The organism is Kitasatospora sp. NPDC001159, from assembly GCF_053598235.1.
Genome location: NZ_JBSFJV010000038.1, coordinates 23,772 through 40,959, shown reverse-complemented (window position 1 = coordinate 40,959; position 17,188 = coordinate 23,772). Strand labels below are relative to the sequence as shown.

Genomic DNA, 17,188 nt, shown 5'->3' with positions numbered 1-17,188 from the left:
GTCGGCTCGGCCGACTTCTGGTGCGGCGGCGGTTCCGGGTTGCCCGGTCAGCCGAGCTGTACCGGTCTGCTTCGGGTCAGGGTTCAGCTGCCCGAACCGTTGAGGAGGGCTGCGCGTTCCGAGCGGAGCCAGGATTGCTCGGCCGTCATCTCGGCCGCATCGCCGCGGGCGAGGAACATGGCCCAGGGCTGTTGGCCCTGTCGGCCGAGCCGTTCGATGCGTTCGGCTTCGCGGGACTGGACGGCGTCGAGCGCGTCGAGCACGGCCGCCGGCTGCGCGTCGTAGGCGGTGCACAGGGCGTTGAGGCGGCTTCGCAGGGTGTGCGCGCCGGTGATCGGTGCTCGTCGCTGCTGCTCGGCGGGGCGCAGTGGCACGGCGTACCAGGCGAGTTGGGCGAGGTCGTCGAGGGCGTGGCCGGGTGCGGCGAAGTCCCAGTCGATGAAGCCGGCCAGTCGGTTGCCGTTCCAGATGGAGTTCCACGGGCCGAGGTCGCCGTGCCGGATGATCATGCCGGGCCTCCACTCGTCCTGCTGGTCCTGCCATCGGGCGTCGCACGGCGGCCGGAAGTCCTGGACGGCGTCGTGGTAGTCGCGCAGCCACTGCCCCAGTTCACTGATGCCGGTGGTCGACCGCAGGGCCGAAGGCCAGGGGGAGAACGCGGGTTCGCCGTGGACCAGCGACAGCGCCTCTTCGGTGCCGTCGATGCCGAGGACTCGCGGGGCGCGCGTGAAGCCCACCGTTTCCAGGTGGGTCAGCAGGGCGTGCACCGCGGGCGTCCACTCGCCGACCGGCCGGCGGATCGTTTCGCCGATCCGCCGCACGGTGGTCACGCTGCCCTGGTCAGTGGCGCCGTCCTCGATCACCGAGCGAGGGTAACTGTGCGCCCATGGCAGCGTCCTGTGAATTGACGCCGGGGCCGGTCAGCGCGACGTCCCGGACAGGCACTATCCCCGCGCCGCACAGGAGGTCGGGCGGGCCGACTTCCTGTGCGGGGGCTCAAGGGGCGACGGACTCGATGGTGGCCCGTAGCCGGTGGAGGGCCTCGGTGAGTCGGGCGAGCGGGGGTGTGGCGAGGGCGAGGCGGATGGCGGGGGTGACCGGGACGGGGGCCAGGTCGGGGCCGTGGGCGGCGGCGAGCAGCTTGATGCCTTGATGCCCGGGTAGCTGAGCGCGTCCACGGCGAGCACGCCGCCGGGGCGGGTGAGGGTGCGCAGCACGCAGTCCAGCGCCTGCTGCGCCCCGCTGGTGAGCAGGACGTTCTCCGGCGTCGTGTCGACCCCGCGGTCCAGCAGGTAGGTGGCCACCACGGCCCGGTCGTGCCGGTGGCCGCCCGGCGGGTGCTGGCGCAGCAGGGCCGGCGTCCGGTGGGTGGGCAGCCGGGTGCCGGCCGGGAGGGCGCCGGAGCGGATCGCGGCCGTGTACTCGTCGGCGATGGCCTTGTAGGAGGGCGGTCGCATGGGTGGCCTGCCGTTCCGGGGTCCGAGGTGGGCGGAGTATGGGGCGGAGTGCGCCAGGAGCGCGTCAGGAGTGTATGCAGGACAATAAGTGGATTGTCCTGGGTCGGTGTTCCTAGCCTGCGACGTGCAGGGACCAAGCCGAAGGGGAGCATCCGGCCATGACCGTCCACAGCGAGCGGGACCAGCACGTCGTCACCCTCACCATCGACCGGGAGAAGAAGCTCAACGCCCTCGACTACCCGACGATCGACGCGCTGCTCGCCGAACTCGACCGGATCGGCGCGGACGACACCGTCCGCGCCGTCATCCTCACCGGCGCCGGTCGGCGCGCGTTCAGCGCGGGCGCGGACATCCCGTCCCTGGCCGCCAGCATCTCGGGCGGGGCGGAGCAGGCGCTGCGCGAGTTCGTCCGGCGCGGCCACACGCTGACCCGGCGGATCGAGGAGTTCCCGAGGCCGGTCATCGTCGCCGTCAACGGGCTTGCGTTCGGAGGGGGGTGCGAGATCACCGAGGCCGCGCCGCTGGCGATCGCGGCCGAGCACGCGACCTTCGCCAAGCCGGAGATCTCGCTCGGCTTCCCACCGCCCTTCGGCGGCTCGCAGCGGCTGCCGCGCCACGTCGGCCGCAAGCGCGGGCTGGAGATGATCCTCACCGGCGACCCGGTCCCGGCCGCCCGGGCCGCCGGGATCGGCCTGGTCAACTCGGTCGTTCCGGCGGACGAACTCCTGGACGCGGCCCGTGACTTGGCCGACCGGATCATCCGGTACGCGCCGACCGCCGTGGCGGCCTGCCTGCGGGCCGTCACCCGGGGGATCAACCTGTCCATCGACGAGGGCCTGGCGGTCGAGGCGGCGGCCTTCGCGGCCACCGTGCCGACGGACGGCGTACGCGACGGACTGCGGCGGTTCCTGGACCGTTCGCCAGCCGTCGGCCGATAATCGCTTGGCCTGGAGCGGCGGGCGGGGCGACCATGGGGGGATGTCCGATCTGCTTGAGCGCGTGACCGCCTTCCACGTCGCTTTCGCCCGTCGCCAGGCGGCCGCGATCGTCGAACTGCCCGAGTTCCCCGGGGTGTTCGCGGTCATGCACGAGGAGTTCGTCCTCTCCCATGAGCACAACCACCTGGTGGTGGCAGGGCCGGGCACCGACCCGGCGGCACTGCCCGAGCTGGCGGTGCGGTGGCTCGGCCAGCGCAGGCAGTACGCGATCACCGTGCTGGACGACGAGTTGGGCGAGCGGGCCGCTCCGGCACTGACCAAGGCCGGGTACGAGTGGGACGCAGCCGTGGTCCTGGCCCGGGAGACGGCGGGCTGTGAGCTGCCCGAACCGGACGCGCACCCGGCTGAGTTGGCCGAGCTGCGGGCAGCCGTCCTGCGCCAGCAGTCGGAGTGGCACGAGGACGGGGAGCTCGCCCGCCAGCTCACCGACCGCCGGGCCGCCCGGCTGCGCGGTGCCGAGCAGGTGCACTTCCTGGCCGTCCGGACGCCGGGCGGGGAGGTCGCGGCCTGGAGCGACCTCTACCTCGACCGGGCGGCAGGACTGGCCCAGCTGGAGGACCTGGTCACCGACGCCCGGCACCGTGGCGCGGGCCACGGGGACACCCTGCTCGCCACTGGCCTGGCGCTCGCGGCTGCCGCCGGGATCCCGCAGCTCTTCCTTCTCGCGGACGCCGCCGACTGGCCGCGGGAGTGGTACGGGCGGCGGGGCTTCACCGAGATCGGCCGCATCCACTCCTTCCACTCGCGCTGACGCCGGGCCGACTGCGGACGGTGGAAGCCCGTCGGTGAGCATGAGCGCATGACGGCGGAACCGGCACTGCCCCGCGATGTGAAGGCCCTCGACACGCCCGCGCTGCTCCGGCTGGAGGAGCGGTCCCTCGACCTCGGCCTCAGCCAGCGGCTGGACCCGGGGTGGGTGCGCGCGAACGCCGCACCCGACGGGTGGCACTATCTGCGCCCGGCCCTCTGGCGCGACCTCGCCCACCGCGCCGAACTGCCAGCGCAGTTGCGCTGCGCGGTGCTGCTGGCCATGCGTACGGGGGAGCATGTGCAGAGTCTGCTGGACGTCCTGCCCGAGGACTTCGCCGCGCTGCCGCGGGCCGTCCCGGGTGAGGAGGGTCTGGGGCGGGCGCTGGCGGGCGGCCTCCGGTCGGTCAGGGAGTGGCAACTGGCGGAGGGCTGACGGGCGTTGGCGCCTGTCCGCAGTGGGCCGCGACGGTGTCGGCGAAGGCGCGGGCCAGTGGGCCCAGGGTGTCCCAGTCGCGCAGCGCCCAGCCGACGGTGAGGCCGGGCAGGTCGGGCAGCGGCAGCAGTCGCAGGCCCGGGTGGCCGGGGCCCTGCCACTCGGGGAGTGCGGGTACGACGGCCTGGCCGAGGCCGAGTTCGGCCAGCAGGATCGCGGTGTCCCAGTCCGTGACGCTGGTGTCGAAGACCGGGCGGATGCCCGACTTGCCCAGCCAGTCGTCCAGTTGGGAGCGGGACACCGAGTTCTGCGGCAGCCCGATGAGCCGGGCGTCCTGGAGGTCGGCGGGCTCGACGCGGTCCCGGGCGGCGAGCGGGTCGTTGGCCGCGACGGCGAGGACCCAGGGCAGGTCGACCACCGGCCGCTGGTCGATGCCGCGCACCGGGCTGCCGAGGGTGATCCAGGCCAGGTCGACATGGCCGGCGGTGAGCGCCTCCAGGCAGTTGCGGCTGGAGACCCCGGTCTGGAACTCCAGGCTGACCTGCGGGAAGCGCTGCCGGAAGTCCACCACGGCCGCGGACATGAAATGCCGGATGCTGGTCGCACCGGTGGTGATCCGTACCGATCCGCCCTCCCCGCGCGCGAGTTCGGCGATGGTGCGCAGGGCGTGGTCGATTCCGCCCAGGCCGGTGGCCACGGCGGTCTGCAGGTGGCGTCCGGCCTTGGTGGGCACCACGCCACGCGGGTGCCGCTCGATCAGGGTGAGGCCGAGCTCGCGTTCCAGCCGCTTCACGTGCTGGCTGACGGCGGACTGGCTGCAGTCCAGGTCGCGGGCGACGGCGCTGAGGGAGCCGGCCCGGCAGACGGCGGCGAAGACGCGGAGGTCGTCAAGGGTCACGGGGATCCAAGGTAATGCTTGGAAGTCTCCCAGCAAACCAGTGGATTGACTTGGATGTCCGGCAGGATCGATCATCGATTGCAGGGCCCGCGAGAAGGGCGGCAACCCGCCCGCTGCCTTCGCGGTGTTCCGGACACCGGGGCGGGGGTGCGGCGGGTGCCGACCCGTAGGACTCGGCCGGACAGCTACGACAGCTGCAACGGCTGCAACAGTGACGTCAGGTATGTCAGCCACATCAGGCGTGGAGGGGGAGCGGGATGCGGTACGCCGACGATCCGGGTACGCAGTGCGAGGTGTTCGTCCAGGCCGCGGTGGAGCGGGTCTGGGAGCTGGTGACCGACATCGCTCTGCCGGCCCGGCTCAGCCCGGAACTCCACCAGGTCGCCTGGCTGGACGGCGCGGACGGTCCTGCGGTCGGCGCGCGTTTCGAGGGACACAACCGGCGGGTGAACATGCGCGACTGGCGGACGGTCTCCGAGGTGATCGAACTGACGGAGTGCCGCGCCTTCGCCTGGGCCGTCATGGACGTGGACGGACGGTACGGTGGCCCGGTGTCGGACGTGGCGGGCTCGATGGCCCGGTGGCGCTTCGACCTGACCCCCGAGGACGGTGGCACCCGGGTGCGCCAGTCGGTGGTCATCGGCCCCGGCCGCAGCGGGGTCACCCTGGCCATCGAGGCCCGCCCGGAGATCGAGGAGCAGATCGTCGCCTTCCGGCTGGAGGAGCTGCGCGGCGGGATGGCGGCGACCCTGGCCGGCGTCAAGTCGCTGGCCGAGGAAGAGCGTTAGGTCGACATGGAGGCGACGGACTTCGAAGAGCTGGTGACGGCGGTCCGGGCCTCGGCGGAGCGGCTCGACGAGAGCATGGGGGCGCTGACCGACCGGGAGGCCCGGGAGCCGTCGCTGCTGCCCGGTTGGAGCCGGGGCCACGTCCTCACCCACGTCGCCCGCAGCGCCGATGCCTATCGGTGGATGCTCGCCGTGGCCCGTACCGGCACCCCGTCCGGGCGGCGCGTCGACTCCGCCGAGTTGGAGCGGCGGTTGCGCGAGGGCGCGGGGCGGGGCGCCGATGTGCTGGGCGCGGACCTGCGGGGCAGCCTGGACGGGCTGCTCGCGGACGCGGCGGCACTGCCCGCCGAGCGTCGGGCGGTGCTGGTCACCGCGCTGGCGGGGTGGCGACACCCGGCCTGGTACCTCCTGTGGCGCGCCTGGCGGGAGCTTGAGGTGCACCATGTGGACCTGAACCTCGGCTACTCGCCGAAGAGTTGGCCGGACGACTTCGTCCGGCGGGCGCTGGACGAGAGCGTCGCGGCGCTGGCCGCGCGGCGGGTCGCGCTCGCCAGGATCGGCGCCGAGGACCTCGGCCGCACCTGGCCCCTCGGCGAGGAGGGCCCGGTCGTGCGCGGCCCGGGGCATACGCTGCTCGCCTGGCTCGCCGGGCGCGCCCCGGCTGTGGACCTGCGTTCGGACGGTCCGCTGCCGGAGGTGCCACGGTGGCCGCTGCCGCCCGTGCCCGGCTGGGGCTGAGGCTCAGCCCACCTGGCCCGCCTGGGCCTCTGCCGCCCGCAGTGCGACGCAGCGCCTGACGGCGGGGCGTGCCGCGCAGGAAGTCGCGGGTCCGGCTTCCTACGGGGTGGTCCGGTCGCAGGCGCTGGCTGTCCGGCTGAGCTGGCGATGACGGCTGGGTCGGGATGCGTGGGTAGTCGGTGGGGCCGACTTTCTGCGCGAGTGCCGGGAGGACGGTACCGGGCAGCACCAGAAGTCGGTGGGTTCGACTTCTGGTGCGGTGGCCTGCCTGCTGGCGCCCGCAGGGTGGTCGCGGCTGGATCTCGGGTGAACGGCGGCACGCCCCAGACGAGTTCGTCTTCCCTGCCGTCGCCCGCCAGGCCGCAGGGGGCTGCCTGTCGGTGGTGTCGGCTAGGGTGCGGACCGGTTGCGCCTGTCCATCGCGGGCCGGCGTGAGGGGAGGGGCGTCATGGGCGACGGTGCACACGGCGGTGAGGGGCTGGGCGGTGACGGCATCCAGTGGCTGGCGGACGCCGGTGCGCAGGTCGACGGCGTGGTGTTCGCCCGGGGAATCCCGCCCGCGGAGCTCGCCCGCCGGATGGGGGCCGACCCGGTGGCCGTGACCGGGCCCATCAGCGGGACGGAGATCTGGGGCCTGGACATCGAGGGCTACCGCCCCGGTGGCGACGGTGACGGCGTGATCCGGGTCGGCGAGGCGGCCGGCTGGTGCTTCGCGATCGAGTACGGCGACTCGACCGGCGGCGAGCTGCTCACCGAGATAGCCCGACACGGTGCGGAGGTGGTGCACTTCCGCCCGATGCCCGAGCAGCCGCGGGCCCTGCTCGACTACGCCCGGGACGGCGCGGTGCTGTGCGGCTTCGGCCTCGGTGAGGAGCGCTGGCGCTGGGGGCAGGAGCCGGACCTGCTGCTGCCGGAGTTGGTCGCCGCCAAGGTCCTGGAGGCAGACGGCGTCACCCCCTGCGCCCCCGGCCGAGAGCCGTACCAGGCCGTCCGCCGCCGGGCCCTCGGCGCGGTCGGGCGACGGTTCGGGCTGCGCCTGCCCCGGGCAGTGCTGGGCGAGCTGCGGCTGCCGGCGTACGTGGTGCGCGGTACGCCGGGGCTGGAGCCGCGCTGAGGTCCCGGATCGTTTCTGCCCGCGAACGGGAAACGCCGCTGCCGGGGCGTTGCCGAAGCGGCCGCCGGGGCGTGCCGCGGCCGCGGGGGCGGATGTGATGTCGATCGCGGCTCCCCGAACCCGACAACGCCGTCAACCTGCTGGCCGTCGTCCGCGAGCGGCAGGGCCGGGTGGACGAGGCGATCGCCCTGCTGCGCACCCGGACGGTCACCTCGGTCAACGGCCGTGACCAGCTGGCCGACCTGCTGGCCCGGCACGAGCGCATCGAGGAGCTGAGGGCGTACGCGGCGGAGGACCCGCTCGGGGACGCCGCGACCGCCTTGGCCGAACTGCTGGAGCTGCGCGGGGACACCGAGGGCGCGGTCGACGTCTACCGGGCGGCTGCGGCGGAGTCGCCGAACCCGGCGGTGGCGCTCGCCGAGCTCCTGGCCCGGCACGAGCGGGGGGACGAGGCGATCGAGGTGCTGCGCGCCCTGCCGTGGTCGGAGGGCGGCAGCGAGGACTGGATCGTGGACACCTTGTGCACGCTGTACATCGACGAACGGCGTGCCGAGCAGGGATTGACGTACCTGGACGGCGTCCTCGCCCGATTCGACTCCCCGCCGTGGGAGTACGTCCGGCTCCGGCCCCGCCTGCTCGCGGCCTGCGGCCGCCTGGAGCGGGCGATCGAGGAGCTGCGGGCCGGCGTCGATGCCCCCTTCGTGGCCGAGGAGCTGGCGACCCTTCTGGCCGACGCGGGTCGTCTGGAGGAGGCCGTTGCGGTCCTTCGCTCGGCGGACCGCCCGCTGCTGGCCTCGCTGCTCGCCAGGCTCGGGCGGATCGACGAGGCCATGGCCCTCTTCCACCCGACCGCCTGACCGACCTCAGGCCGCGACGGCGGCCGTGCGCAGCCGCGCCGCCGAGCGGGACAGCCGGAACGCCGCGAGCGGGCTCGGGCAGAAGCCCAGCGCGATGGCGGTGAGCAGGGCGCCCGGGGTGAGCCTCCCCGCAGTGGCCGTGATGGCCGCGGCGAACAGCGGCACGAGCAGCACCGGGGAGAGCAGCAGCACGGTCGCCAGCTGCTTCTCCCGCCGCGTCCACTGCCGGGACTTCGCCACCCGGACCGTCGCGATGACGGCCGACGCCAGCCCGAGCGCCGACCCGACGACCGGGACCAGGGCCAGTGGCAGGGCGAGCACCGCGAAGGCGAGGGTGAGGGTGGTCCAGCCCGCCGTCTCCGGCGCGGGCAGGGTCCGGCCCTCCTCGGCGAGGGCGGCGTCGGCGATCTGCCGGGGCGCGCCCAGCTGCTCCAGTACGGTGCGGACCGTGTCGTTGCCGGCAGGGCCCTCGGCGAGCGATACCTCGATGTGCTCGCGCAGGTCGGCGAGGAGCTCCCGGCGGCGCTCGGCCGGGAGCGTGGCGGTGTAGCGGGCGACCGCGTCGAGGTGGGCGCGGACCAGGGGGTGTTCGATGGGGTTGTTCACGGGTGGTCTCCCGGGGCGAGGACGTGGTCGACGGTTTCGCGGAAGGCGGGCCAGAGCGCGGTGAACTCCTCCAGCGCGCCGCGGCCCGCGTCCGTGAGGGTGTAGTAGCGGCGGGACGGGCCGCTGGCCGAGTCGCGCAGGAAGGTGTCGGCGAGTCCGGCGCGGCGCAGCCGGGACAGCAGCGGGTAGATGGTGCCCTGGCTGGTCGCCAGCATCGGGTACCGGCCGAGTTCCTGGAGCAGTTCGACTCCGTAGCGAGGACCGTCCCGGAGTAGTGCGAGGACGCAGTACTCCAGGACGCCCTTGCGCAGCTGGGTCGCCACCGGCCCGTCGGGCGCGCCGCCGGCCGCTCCACCTCCGGGTTCGTGGTTGGTGATGCCAGGTACCATGCAATGCAAGCTAGCACGCGAAGCAAGGTACGCGCACCGAACACGTCGATGGTGTCACTCCTCCCGCCGCAGCGGCCGCCAGCCGGCCGGGTGGACACCCGGTGGGCCGGTTGAACCCTCACCCGGTCGGCCGGTGGCAGCCCGTACGGCGCACGCCCTCCGTCCGGGGCTCCCAGCGGGCGTTGCCGCGCCCTGGCCCCTAGGGTCGGTGATGCGCCGACGGTGCCGCGCGCCGGGGCGTACGCCGCGCCGCCGCGCGCCGGTGCGGTCGGCATGTCCGAGACCGCGCCGCGCGGCAGACCCCGAGAGGTGGACCGCTCCATGCACACCGTCGTCCGCGGCGCCGGCGCGCTCGGCCTGGCCGCAGTGCTGCTCGCCCCCGCCGCCGGCTGCCAGGGCGACAGCCGTTCCGCCGCCGAGCCCGCGCCGACCTCCCCGGTCACCGGCGCCGCCGTCACCGGCCTGGCCGCCCAGCAGCTCGACTGGCGCGCCTGCCCGGCCCCGAGCGCCGCCCAGGGCAGCGGCACCGCACCCGCGAGCGACTGGCAGTGCGCCACCCTCAAGGCCCCGCTGGACCACAACAAGCCGGACGGCGGGACCATCGACCTCGCGCTGATCCGCATCAAGGCCAAGGACGAGCAGCACCGGATCGGCTCGCTGTTCTTCAACTTCGGTGGCCCCGGCGCCTCCGGGGTGGCCACCCTGCCCGCCCTGGCCGGGTCCTACTCCTCCCTCAACGCCCGCTTCGACCTGGTGAGTTTCGACCCGCGCGGGGTCGGCGACAGCGTCGGAGTGAAGTGCCTGGGCGACCGGGCGATGGACGCCAACGTGGCCGTCGACAGCACCCCGGAGACCCCGGCCGCGGTCAAGGCCCTGGACGACAGCAACGCCCAGTTCGCTGCCGCCTGCGAGCACAACTCCGGGCCGGTGCTGCCGTACGTCGACACCGAGAGCGCCGCCCGGGACCTCGACCTGATGCGGCAGGTGCTCGGCGACCGGACGCTCTTCTACTTCGGCATCAGCTACGGCACCGAACTCGGCGGCGTCTACGCGCACCTGTTCCCGAAGGAGGTCGGCCGGCTCGTCCTGGACTCGGTGGTTGACCCGACCAAGGATCCGCAGCAGTCCGCGCTCGGCCAGGCCCAGGGCTTCCAACTCGCCCTCGACGACTTCATGAAGGCCTGCGCCAGCCAGGTGGGTGCCGCCTGCCCGACCGGCAGCGGCGGCGGCGCCGAGGGCACGGCGAAGATCACCGAACTGCTGCAGAAACTCGCGCAGTCGCCGCTTCCCACCGACAGCGGGCGCAAGCTCACCGAGAGCCTGGCCGTCACCGGCATCGCCAGCGCCCTGTACAGCCAGCAGACCTGGCCCGCACTGGCCTCCGGGCTCACCGAGGCGATGCAGCACGGCACCGGCGACACGCTGCTCCAGCTGGCCGACGGGCTGCTCGGGCGCGACCCGCAGGGACGCTACAACAACTTGAACGCGGCCAACCGGGCGATCTCCTGCGTGGACGCCCGGCAGCGCTACTCCGACCAGGACGTCGAGCAGCAGCTGCCGCAGTTCCACACTGCCTCCCCGGTGTTCGGCGCCTTCACCGCCTGGGGCCTGACCGGCTGCACTGGCTGGCCCGTCCCGGGCAAGGCCGACCACCCGGAGGTCTCCGCCGAGGGCGCCGCCCCGATCCTGGTGGTCGGCACCACCGGCGACCCGGCCACCCCGGTCGAGGGCGCCCACGCGATGGCGCAGCAGCTGGGGCCGGGCGTCGGCGTCATGGTGACGCTGAACGGCGAGGGCCACGGCGGCTACAACACCGGCAACCCCTGTCTCAAGCAGATCGTGGACGCCTACCTGCTGGACGGCACGGTGCCGGCGGACGGGGCCACCTGCAGCTGAGAAGTGGCCCATGCTGGTGGGTGGTGATTGGCCCTGGGGAGCGGTCCAATCGGGCCCTAGGATCGTCCACGTGAACAAGAACGCCACCAAGGTCGACTTCTACTTCGATCCCGTCTGCCCCTTCGCCTGGATCACCTCCCGGTGGATCCTGGAGGTCGAGAAGCAGCGTGAGCTGGACCTCAACTTCCGGGTGATGAGCCTGTCCGTCCTCAACGAGGGTCGCACCGACCTGCCCGAGCGCTACCAGCGCCTGATGACCACCGGCTGGGGCCCCGTCCGGGTCTGCATCGCCGCCGCCGAGAAGCACGGCGAGCACGTCCTGCGCGACCTCTACACCGAGCTCGGCACCCGCCTGCACGACCAGGACCGGGCCGCCGACGACACCCTCATCCGCGAGGCCCTGGTCGCGGCCGGCCTGCCCGAGGAGCTCGCCGAGGTGGTCGACAGCACCGCGTACGACATCGCGCTGCGCAAGAGCCACCACGAGGGCATGGACCCGGTCGGCGAGGAGGTCGGCACCCCGACCATCCACGTGGACGGGGTCGCCTTCTTCGGCCCGGTGCTGAGTGCGATCCCGCGCGGGGAGGACGCCGTACGGGTCTTCGAGGGGGTCCGGCTGCTGGCCGGGTACCCGAAGTTCTTCGAGCTCAAGCGGACCCGGACGGGGTCGCTGGACTTCTCCTGAGTTGCTGGTTGATCCTGATCCGCCCCGACCGGGGGACGGCCGATGACGGTCGCGGTCGGGGCATCGGGCTTTTCCGGACAGGGGCCGGTCGGCGGCGGGTCAGCTTCCGGTCTGGCGCAGGTCCTTGAGGGCCGCGGCGAGCGGCCAGGCGAGCAGGACCAGCAGGATGCCGGCCGTCAGTGCCGTGGCCGTGGGGCCGACCGTCCAGGTGGCCAGCAGGGTGGACCCGGCGAGGACCCCGGCGGCGGTGAGGGTGCCGAGGCCCAGCTTGAGCCGGACCGGGGACGGCGTGGCCAGCGCCGCCCGTCCCGCCGGGCCCGCCACCGTACGGCAGGTCTGCAGCGCGCCGACGGCCAGCACGGCCCACCAGCAGGCGAAGGCCGTGAAGCCGTAGCCGCCGGCCGCGACCGCCGAGCCCAGCGCCGAGTGCGCGAGCGCCACCAGGCCCGCACCCGCCAGGGCGGGTGCGGCGAGGCGGCGGACGGCGGTGGCGAGCAGGGTGCGGAGCGCGGTGAGGTCGCGGCGGGGGAGCGGGGTGACCAGCGTCAGCCCAGCCAGCAGCAGGGCCTGGTCGAGGGGCGCCGCCCAGGCGCCGCCGGGCGCGGAGATCCGGTGGGCCCCCTGCTCGGCGGCCAGCGCGCCGACGAACCCGGTCGCCAGCGCGACGGCGAGGGCCAGCGCCGTGGCCCGGTCGCGCCGTTGGGTGCGGTCGTCGGCGGGCCAGATCGCCGGGTGCAGCCACAGGTCCGCGATCGCGGCCAGGAGCCGGGGCCAGGCGCGCCAGCCGGCCCCCCGCACCTCCTCCGCCAGCTCCTCGCCCCAGCGCTCGCGCATCGGCGCGGGGTAGAGCCGGAAGAGGTCGACGGGCCGGCGAGAGCGTGCGCGGCTCACGCGGGGTTCACCCTGAGGCCGGCGAGTCCGGCGGCGGCCACCTTCGCCATCGACCGCAGCTCCTGCTCCAGCAGTTGCCGGCCCTGCGGGGTCAGCCGTACCGGCCGTTGGCGGGGCTGCGACCCGGTGTCGTCGGCGGGCTCGATCAGCTGCTTGGCCTCCAGACGGGTCAGCGCGCCGTAGAGGCTGCCGGGGCCGAGCTTCTTGCCGATCAGCCGCTCGATCGCGGCGTTCACGGCGTAGCCGTGCAGCGGTCCCTCGGCCAGTGCGCAGAGCACCAGCGTCTGGGCGTCGTACGTCTGCATGGGCGCTCACTCCCTCGGATGCGGCTGTCCCGGCCACGATACTACGCGACAGGTACTACGCGGCGTGTACTATGTCGCCGTGGTCGAGAAGGAGACGCCTGCGACCGAGCACGCCCTGGGGTGGGGAAGTTGACGCGCGGATGGGGATGGCTGCCGATCGCGACGGCACTGGCCGTGGTGGGACTGGTGGGACTGGTGGCCGTGCGGCTGCCGGTCGGGGTGATGGGTGCGCTCGTCCGGGTCCTCCCGGCGGAGCGCGAGTTGGCGCAGCACGTGGCTCCGGGGGGGGGGGCTGCCGGACCTGCTGGTGCGCGGCGGGAAGGGTGATGAGCGACGATGATCGGAACGCAACGGCGCGCGCTGTGGGGCGCCTTGGCGCTGGCGGTCGGTTTCACCGGCTTCGCGTACGTCACCACGCAGGCCCGAATGCTGCGCGCGGTGAGTCCTTGGCAGGCGGATCCGTACGACGCGGTGGTGTCCTTCACGCTCTTCCTGGTCCCCGCGCTCGCCGCCCTGACGACCGTACGGGCCTGGCTCTGCCGCGGCGGCGGGCCGCAACCCGGTTACCGGGTGGACCAGTTGCTGCGCGCGGCCCGGCTCGGCGCCGCGCTGGTCGCGGTGACCGTCGCCACCGACGCGACCGCGGCGGTCCTGCGGGCGGAACGCGAGCTGTGGGACGGGCGGACGGCCTGGCTGATCGCCGCGCTGCTGCCGCTGGGTACGGGCGCCGGATGGTGCCTGGCGCTGCTGCGGCGGGCGGCCCGGGAGTTGCCGCCCGAGGAGCGGCGGCGGCCTGGCGGCGACTGGTTGGACGACCTCGCGCTGCTCGCCGCGCCCCTGGCCGACCTCGGAGCCGTCACCCGCTTCCTGCGCCGCCACATCGTGGCCGCCGCGGCGGGGTTGAGCCTGCTGGCCGGGGCGCTGGTGGTCAGTGGGCAGGCGGTCGGCGAGGGCTGGCCCGGCTGGCAGCTGGCCGTGGTCGAACTTGCCGTCTTCGTCAGCGGGTTCTTCGCCTTCTGCCTGCTCAGTGACGTCCTCCTCCGCATCGCCGTGACCCGGCCGAGGTCCGGCGCGGGGAGGGCCGCCGCCTTCGCCGCCGCGCTGGCCGTACCGGTGAGCGGCGGTCTGCGGGGCGCCTTGTGGCCGCTGGTCGGGCTGCCGGGCGAGGTTGACTCGCCAGGCCGGCTGCTGGCGCTGATGGCGGTGTGCGCGCTGCTCGCGGGCGCCACGACCCTGGTCGCCGTACGGGTGCGGGAGGCACGATGAGCGAGCGGGTCGAGCGGGTCGACGAGCACGACCAGGTGGTCGGCGTCGTCGACCGCGCCGAGGCGATCCGCCGCGGCTGGCTGCACCGGGTGGCGACCACCGTCTGCCGGGACGCGGCCGGCCGGGTGCTGGTCTACCGCCGCCCCGACACGGTGAGCCGCTTCGCCGGGCACCATGACGTGATGCTGGGCGGCGCCGTACGGGTCGGGGAGTCGTACCGCGCGGCGGCGGAGCGCGAGCTGCGGGAGGAGCTGGGGCTGGCCGTCCCGGTGCGGCACCGGTTCACCTTCCGCTGCCGGGGAGCGATCGCCCCGTATTGGCTGGGCGTCCACGAGGCGGCGTTGCCGCCGGGCCCGCTGACCGTCGATCCGGCCGAGATCGCCTGGCACGGCTGGCTGACCCTGCCCGAGCTGGCCGAGGCCGTGCGGCGGTGGCCGTTCGTGCCGGACGGGCAGCTGGCGTTCGGTCGGTACCTGCTCGGCCTCCCGTCCGGGCCCGGAGCGTCCGACCATGGAGAGGTAGGCCCCGAACAGGGACCCGAGGGACCCGAGCCAGGAGTCGAACAGGGCCCCGACCAAGGCCCTGACCAAGCCCCCGAGCAGGGCTCGCGCTAGAACCCGGCGGTGGCCCGAGAGGCGGTGAGCGTGGATGATCCTACGAACGCGCCTGCGCGCTGCCCGCCACCGTGCGACCCCGCCCGGTTCGGGCCCCACCCCCGGCGGCCCCGGCAAAGGCCCGGGCCAGTGGCAACGGCCAGGCCCCGGCCCCGGAGGCGCCCGGCCCAAGCCCCCCGCCCCCTCCTGGCGCCGCTGGCTGCTGCCGCTCGCCGCCCTCGCCACCCTGCTCGTGCTCGTCCTCTTCTCCAAGTCGACCCCGACCGGCACCAGCTACGGCTACACCGACTTCCTGAACCGGGTCGACGCCGGCCAGGTGCAGACCGTGGACGTCAGCGATACCGGCGGCGTGAGCGGCACGCTCAAGGACGGCACCCACTTCACCAGTCAGATCCCCACCGCCCTGGACACCTCCCAGCTCGGCCACGCGCTCTCCGACCAGCACGTGAACGTCACCGCCAGCCGCTCCAGCGGCGGCGGCTCACTCTGGTCCGCCCTGCTGCTGTTCCTGCCGCTGCTGATCTTCGGCGGGCTGTTCCTCTGGTCGGGCCGGATGGCCGCCCGGTCACTCGGCGGTGGGCTGAGCGCGATCGGCCGCTCCCGGGCGAAGATCATCGAGGCCGAGCGGCCCAACACCGGCTTCGCCGACGTGGCCGGGTACGAGGGGGTGAAGCAGGAGGTCAGCGAGGTGGTCGACTTCCTGCGCAGCCCGGAGCGGTACGCTGCCGCCGGGGCCAAGGGGCCGCGCGGGGTGATCATGGTCGGCCCGCCGGGCACGGGCAAGACGCTGCTCGCCCGGGCGGTCGCCGGGGAGGCCTCGGTGCCGTTCCTCTCGGTGACCGGCTCCGGCTTCGTGGAGATGTTCGTCGGCGTCGGCGCCTCCCGGGTCCGCGACCTGTTCGAGGAGGCCCGCAAGCGCGCGCCGTCCATCATCTTCATCGACGAGATCGACGCGGTCGGCGGCCGCCGCGCGGGAGGCTCCCGGATCGGCGGCAACGACGAGCGCGAGCAGACCCTCAACCAGCTGCTCTCCGAGATGGACGGCTTCGACCAGAGCACCGGCATCGTCGTCATCGCCGCCACCAACCGGCCGGACGCCCTCGACCCGGCCCTGCTGCGCCCCGGCCGCTTCGACCGGCAGGTCACCGTGCCGCTGCCCAACCAGGCCGAGCGGGCGGCCATCCTCGCCGTGCACATCCGGGGCAAGACCCTCGCCCCGGACGCCGACCTGGACCGGATCGCCCGCGGCACCCCCGGGTTCTCCGGCGCCGACCTCGCCAACCTGGTCAACGAGGCCGCCATCAACGCCGTCCGTGCCGAGCGCGCCACCATCACCGCCGCCGACCTCGACGACGCCCGCGACCGGGTGCTGCTCGGGCGCCGGGAGTCCTCCAACGCGCTGCTGCCCGAGGAGCGGCACGCCGTCGCCGTGCACGAGTCCGGGCACGCGCTGATGGCCGCGCTGTGCGAACACGCCGACCCGGTCGCCAAGGTGACCATCCTCCCGGCAGGGGTCGCGCTCGGCGCCACCGAGCAGCTCCCCGAGGCGGAGCGGCACCTGTACAGCGAGAGCTACCTGAACGACCTGCTCACCGTCCAACTTGGCGGGCGAGCAGCCGAGTTGACGGTCTTCGGTGAGGGCTCGACCGGCGCCGCCAACGACCTCGCCAACGCCACCTCGGTGGCCACCCGGATGGTCCGCGAGTTCGGCCTCTCCCCGGACCTCGGCCCGGTCGGCTACTCCAGCGGCTCCCCGCAGTACCTCGGGGAACACCCCGAGGACCTGCTGCGCCGCCCGTACTCCGAGCAGACCCAGCGCGCGGTGGACGAGGCGGTGGCAGCGCTGCTGCGCCGCGCCGAGCGCCGGGCCGTCGAGCTGCTGCGCGAACACCGGCACCACCTGGACGAGCTGGCGACGCTGCTGGTTGTTCAGGAGACCGTGGACGGCGGCGTGGTGCTGGAGATCCTGCGGCACCCCGCGCCTGCGACCGAGACCGGGGTGGAGGGTTAGGGCTTGGGCGGGCGCTCGAAGAAGGTCTCCAGCACCACCGTCGCCTGGGTGCCGCTCACGCCCTCGATCGCGTAGAGGCGGCGCAGCACCTCCTGGAGCTGCTCGGTGGTCGCCGTGCGCACCTTGACCAGCACCGAGGCGCTGCCCGCGATGATGTGCGCCTCCTCGATCTCCGGGATGGCGGCGAAGGCGGCGGCCGAATCGCCCATCCAGGCCGAGGAGTCCACCAGCACGAAGGAGAGCACCCCGAGCCCCAGGCTCCGCGGTTCCACCTCCACCGTGGTGCGGCGGACCACCCCGCGCTCACGCAGCTTGCGCACCCGCTCGTGCGCGGCCGCGGCGGAGAGCCCCACGGCCTTCCCGAGGGCCGCGTACGGCTGCCCGGCGTCCTGCTGGAGCAGGGCGAGCAGGGCGCGGTCGGTCTCGTCCAGGTTTTCGATCACCATGGTGGAACCATATCCGTTTCTGCCATACTCCCGAGCAGCAGAACAA

Annotated in this window: 20 protein-coding genes; 12 read left to right on the top strand and 8 right to left on the bottom strand. The window is 74.0% G+C overall.

The window, feature by feature from the left end; genetic code table 11:
- Window positions 1–83 precede the first annotated feature (83 nt).
- A complete protein-coding gene (locus tag ACWC9T_RS20810; RefSeq protein WP_449822518.1) occupies window positions 84–863 on the bottom strand; it encodes a phosphotransferase in 780 nt (259 codons plus the stop codon).
- Window positions 864–944: 81 nt separating this feature from the next.
- Window positions 945–1,457: a hypothetical protein gene (locus tag ACWC9T_RS20805; protein ID WP_449822517.1), complete on the bottom strand. Its 513-nt coding sequence runs from the start codon at window positions 1,455–1,457 to the stop codon at window positions 945–947.
- Between the two features lie 158 nt (window positions 1,458–1,615).
- Here ACWC9T_RS20805 and ACWC9T_RS20800 point away from each other — a divergent pair, with 158 nt between their 5' ends.
- From ACWC9T_RS20800 to ACWC9T_RS20790, 3 genes are read left to right on the top strand one after another with little or no spacing between them, the layout of a single operon-like run.
- On the top strand, window positions 1,616–2,395 hold the full coding sequence (locus ACWC9T_RS20800) for a crotonase/enoyl-CoA hydratase family protein (RefSeq protein WP_449822516.1): 780 nt from the start codon (window positions 1,616–1,618) through the stop codon (window positions 2,393–2,395).
- 40 nt (window positions 2,396–2,435) lie between these two features.
- On the top strand, window positions 2,436–3,206 hold the full coding sequence (locus ACWC9T_RS20795) for a GNAT family N-acetyltransferase (protein WP_449822515.1): 771 nt from the start codon (window positions 2,436–2,438) through the stop codon (window positions 3,204–3,206).
- Between the two features lie 48 nt (window positions 3,207–3,254).
- Window positions 3,255–3,638, top strand: a complete 384-nt coding sequence (locus ACWC9T_RS20790) for a hypothetical protein (protein ID WP_449822514.1) — start codon at window positions 3,255–3,257, stop codon at window positions 3,636–3,638.
- On the opposite strand, the gene ACWC9T_RS20785 is transcribed toward ACWC9T_RS20790, so the two are convergent.
- A complete protein-coding gene (locus ACWC9T_RS20785; RefSeq protein ID WP_449822513.1) occupies window positions 3,610–4,536 on the bottom strand; it encodes a LysR family transcriptional regulator in 927 nt (308 codons plus the stop codon). The two genes, ACWC9T_RS20790 and ACWC9T_RS20785, sit on opposite strands and share 29 nt — an antisense overlap.
- Window positions 4,537–4,793: 257 nt before the next feature.
- On the opposite strand from ACWC9T_RS20785, the gene ACWC9T_RS20780 reads away from it, so the two are divergent.
- The 4 genes from ACWC9T_RS20780 (at window position 4,794) to ACWC9T_RS20765 (ending at window position 8,033) form a co-directional block, all read left to right on the top strand.
- The gene (locus ACWC9T_RS20780) at window positions 4,794–5,324 is read left to right on the top strand and encodes an SRPBCC family protein (protein ID WP_449822512.1); all 531 of its coding nucleotides are present in this window, start codon (window positions 4,794–4,796) and stop codon (window positions 5,322–5,324) included.
- A 6-nt stretch (window positions 5,325–5,330) separates the two neighbouring features.
- On the top strand, window positions 5,331–6,062 hold the full coding sequence (locus ACWC9T_RS20775) for a maleylpyruvate isomerase family mycothiol-dependent enzyme (RefSeq protein ID WP_449822511.1): 732 nt from the start codon (window positions 5,331–5,333) through the stop codon (window positions 6,060–6,062).
- Window positions 6,063–6,510: 448 nt separating this feature from the next.
- Window positions 6,511–7,176, top strand: coding sequence for a DUF6461 domain-containing protein (locus tag ACWC9T_RS20770; RefSeq protein WP_449822510.1), 666 nt, complete (start codon window positions 6,511–6,513; stop codon window positions 7,174–7,176).
- Window positions 7,177–7,346: 170 nt separating this feature from the next.
- Window positions 7,347–8,033, top strand: coding sequence for a tetratricopeptide repeat protein (locus tag ACWC9T_RS20765; RefSeq protein ID WP_449822509.1), 687 nt, complete (start codon window positions 7,347–7,349; stop codon window positions 8,031–8,033).
- A gap of 6 nt (window positions 8,034–8,039) precedes the next feature.
- Here the strand turns inward: ACWC9T_RS20765 and ACWC9T_RS20760 are convergent, their stop codons facing one another.
- The gene (locus tag ACWC9T_RS20760) at window positions 8,040–8,639 is read right to left on the bottom strand and encodes an HAAS signaling domain-containing protein (RefSeq protein ID WP_449822508.1); all 600 of its coding nucleotides are present in this window, start codon (window positions 8,637–8,639) and stop codon (window positions 8,040–8,042) included.
- On the bottom strand, window positions 8,636–9,028 hold the full coding sequence (locus ACWC9T_RS20755; protein WP_449822507.1) for a PadR family transcriptional regulator: 393 nt from the start codon (window positions 9,026–9,028) through the stop codon (window positions 8,636–8,638). The genes ACWC9T_RS20760 and ACWC9T_RS20755 overlap by 4 nt, the downstream gene beginning before the upstream one ends.
- A 321-nt stretch (window positions 9,029–9,349) precedes the next feature.
- Here ACWC9T_RS20755 and ACWC9T_RS20750 point away from each other — a divergent pair, with 321 nt between their 5' ends.
- A complete protein-coding gene (locus ACWC9T_RS20750) occupies window positions 9,350–10,924 on the top strand; it encodes an alpha/beta hydrolase (RefSeq protein ID WP_449822506.1) in 1,575 nt (524 codons plus the stop codon).
- A gap of 70 nt (window positions 10,925–10,994) precedes the next feature.
- Window positions 10,995–11,609 (top strand): mycothiol-dependent nitroreductase Rv2466c family protein, encoded by a 615-nt coding sequence (locus ACWC9T_RS20745; RefSeq protein WP_449822505.1) that lies wholly within the window; start codon window positions 10,995–10,997, stop codon window positions 11,607–11,609.
- A gap of 99 nt (window positions 11,610–11,708) precedes the next feature.
- Here the strand turns inward: ACWC9T_RS20745 and ACWC9T_RS20740 are convergent, their stop codons facing one another.
- Both ACWC9T_RS20740 and ACWC9T_RS20735 read right to left on the bottom strand, forming a co-directional pair.
- Window positions 11,709–12,500, bottom strand: coding sequence for a hypothetical protein (locus ACWC9T_RS20740; RefSeq protein WP_449822504.1), 792 nt, complete (start codon window positions 12,498–12,500; stop codon window positions 11,709–11,711).
- Window positions 12,497–12,805, bottom strand: a complete 309-nt coding sequence (locus ACWC9T_RS20735; RefSeq protein WP_449822503.1) for a PadR family transcriptional regulator — start codon at window positions 12,803–12,805, stop codon at window positions 12,497–12,499. The genes ACWC9T_RS20740 and ACWC9T_RS20735 overlap by 4 nt, the downstream gene beginning before the upstream one ends.
- Before the next feature lie 336 nt (window positions 12,806–13,141).
- Between ACWC9T_RS20735 and ACWC9T_RS20730 the strand changes: the two genes are divergently transcribed.
- Genes ACWC9T_RS20730 through ftsH form a run of 3 tightly spaced genes read left to right on the top strand, consistent with a single transcriptional unit; the run spans window position 13,142 to window position 16,696 of the window.
- The gene (locus ACWC9T_RS20730) at window positions 13,142–14,071 is read left to right on the top strand and encodes a hypothetical protein (protein ID WP_449822502.1); all 930 of its coding nucleotides are present in this window, start codon (window positions 13,142–13,144) and stop codon (window positions 14,069–14,071) included.
- Window positions 14,068–14,685 carry an NUDIX hydrolase gene (locus ACWC9T_RS20725; RefSeq protein WP_449822501.1) on the top strand — a complete coding sequence of 206 codons (618 nt, stop codon included), beginning with the start codon at window positions 14,068–14,070 and terminating at the stop codon, window positions 14,683–14,685. Before ACWC9T_RS20730 ends, ACWC9T_RS20725 begins: the two co-directional genes overlap by 4 nt.
- Window positions 14,686–14,719: 34 nt before the next feature.
- The gene (ftsH, locus tag ACWC9T_RS20720) at window positions 14,720–16,696 is read left to right on the top strand and encodes an ATP-dependent zinc metalloprotease FtsH (RefSeq protein WP_449822500.1); all 1,977 of its coding nucleotides are present in this window, start codon (window positions 14,720–14,722) and stop codon (window positions 16,694–16,696) included.
- Here ftsH and ACWC9T_RS20715 read toward each other — a convergent pair.
- Window positions 16,693–17,127, bottom strand: coding sequence for an Lrp/AsnC family transcriptional regulator (locus tag ACWC9T_RS20715; protein WP_449822546.1), 435 nt, complete (start codon window positions 17,125–17,127; stop codon window positions 16,693–16,695). The two genes, ftsH and ACWC9T_RS20715, sit on opposite strands and share 4 nt — an antisense overlap.
- Window positions 17,128–17,188: the final 61 nt, after the last annotated feature.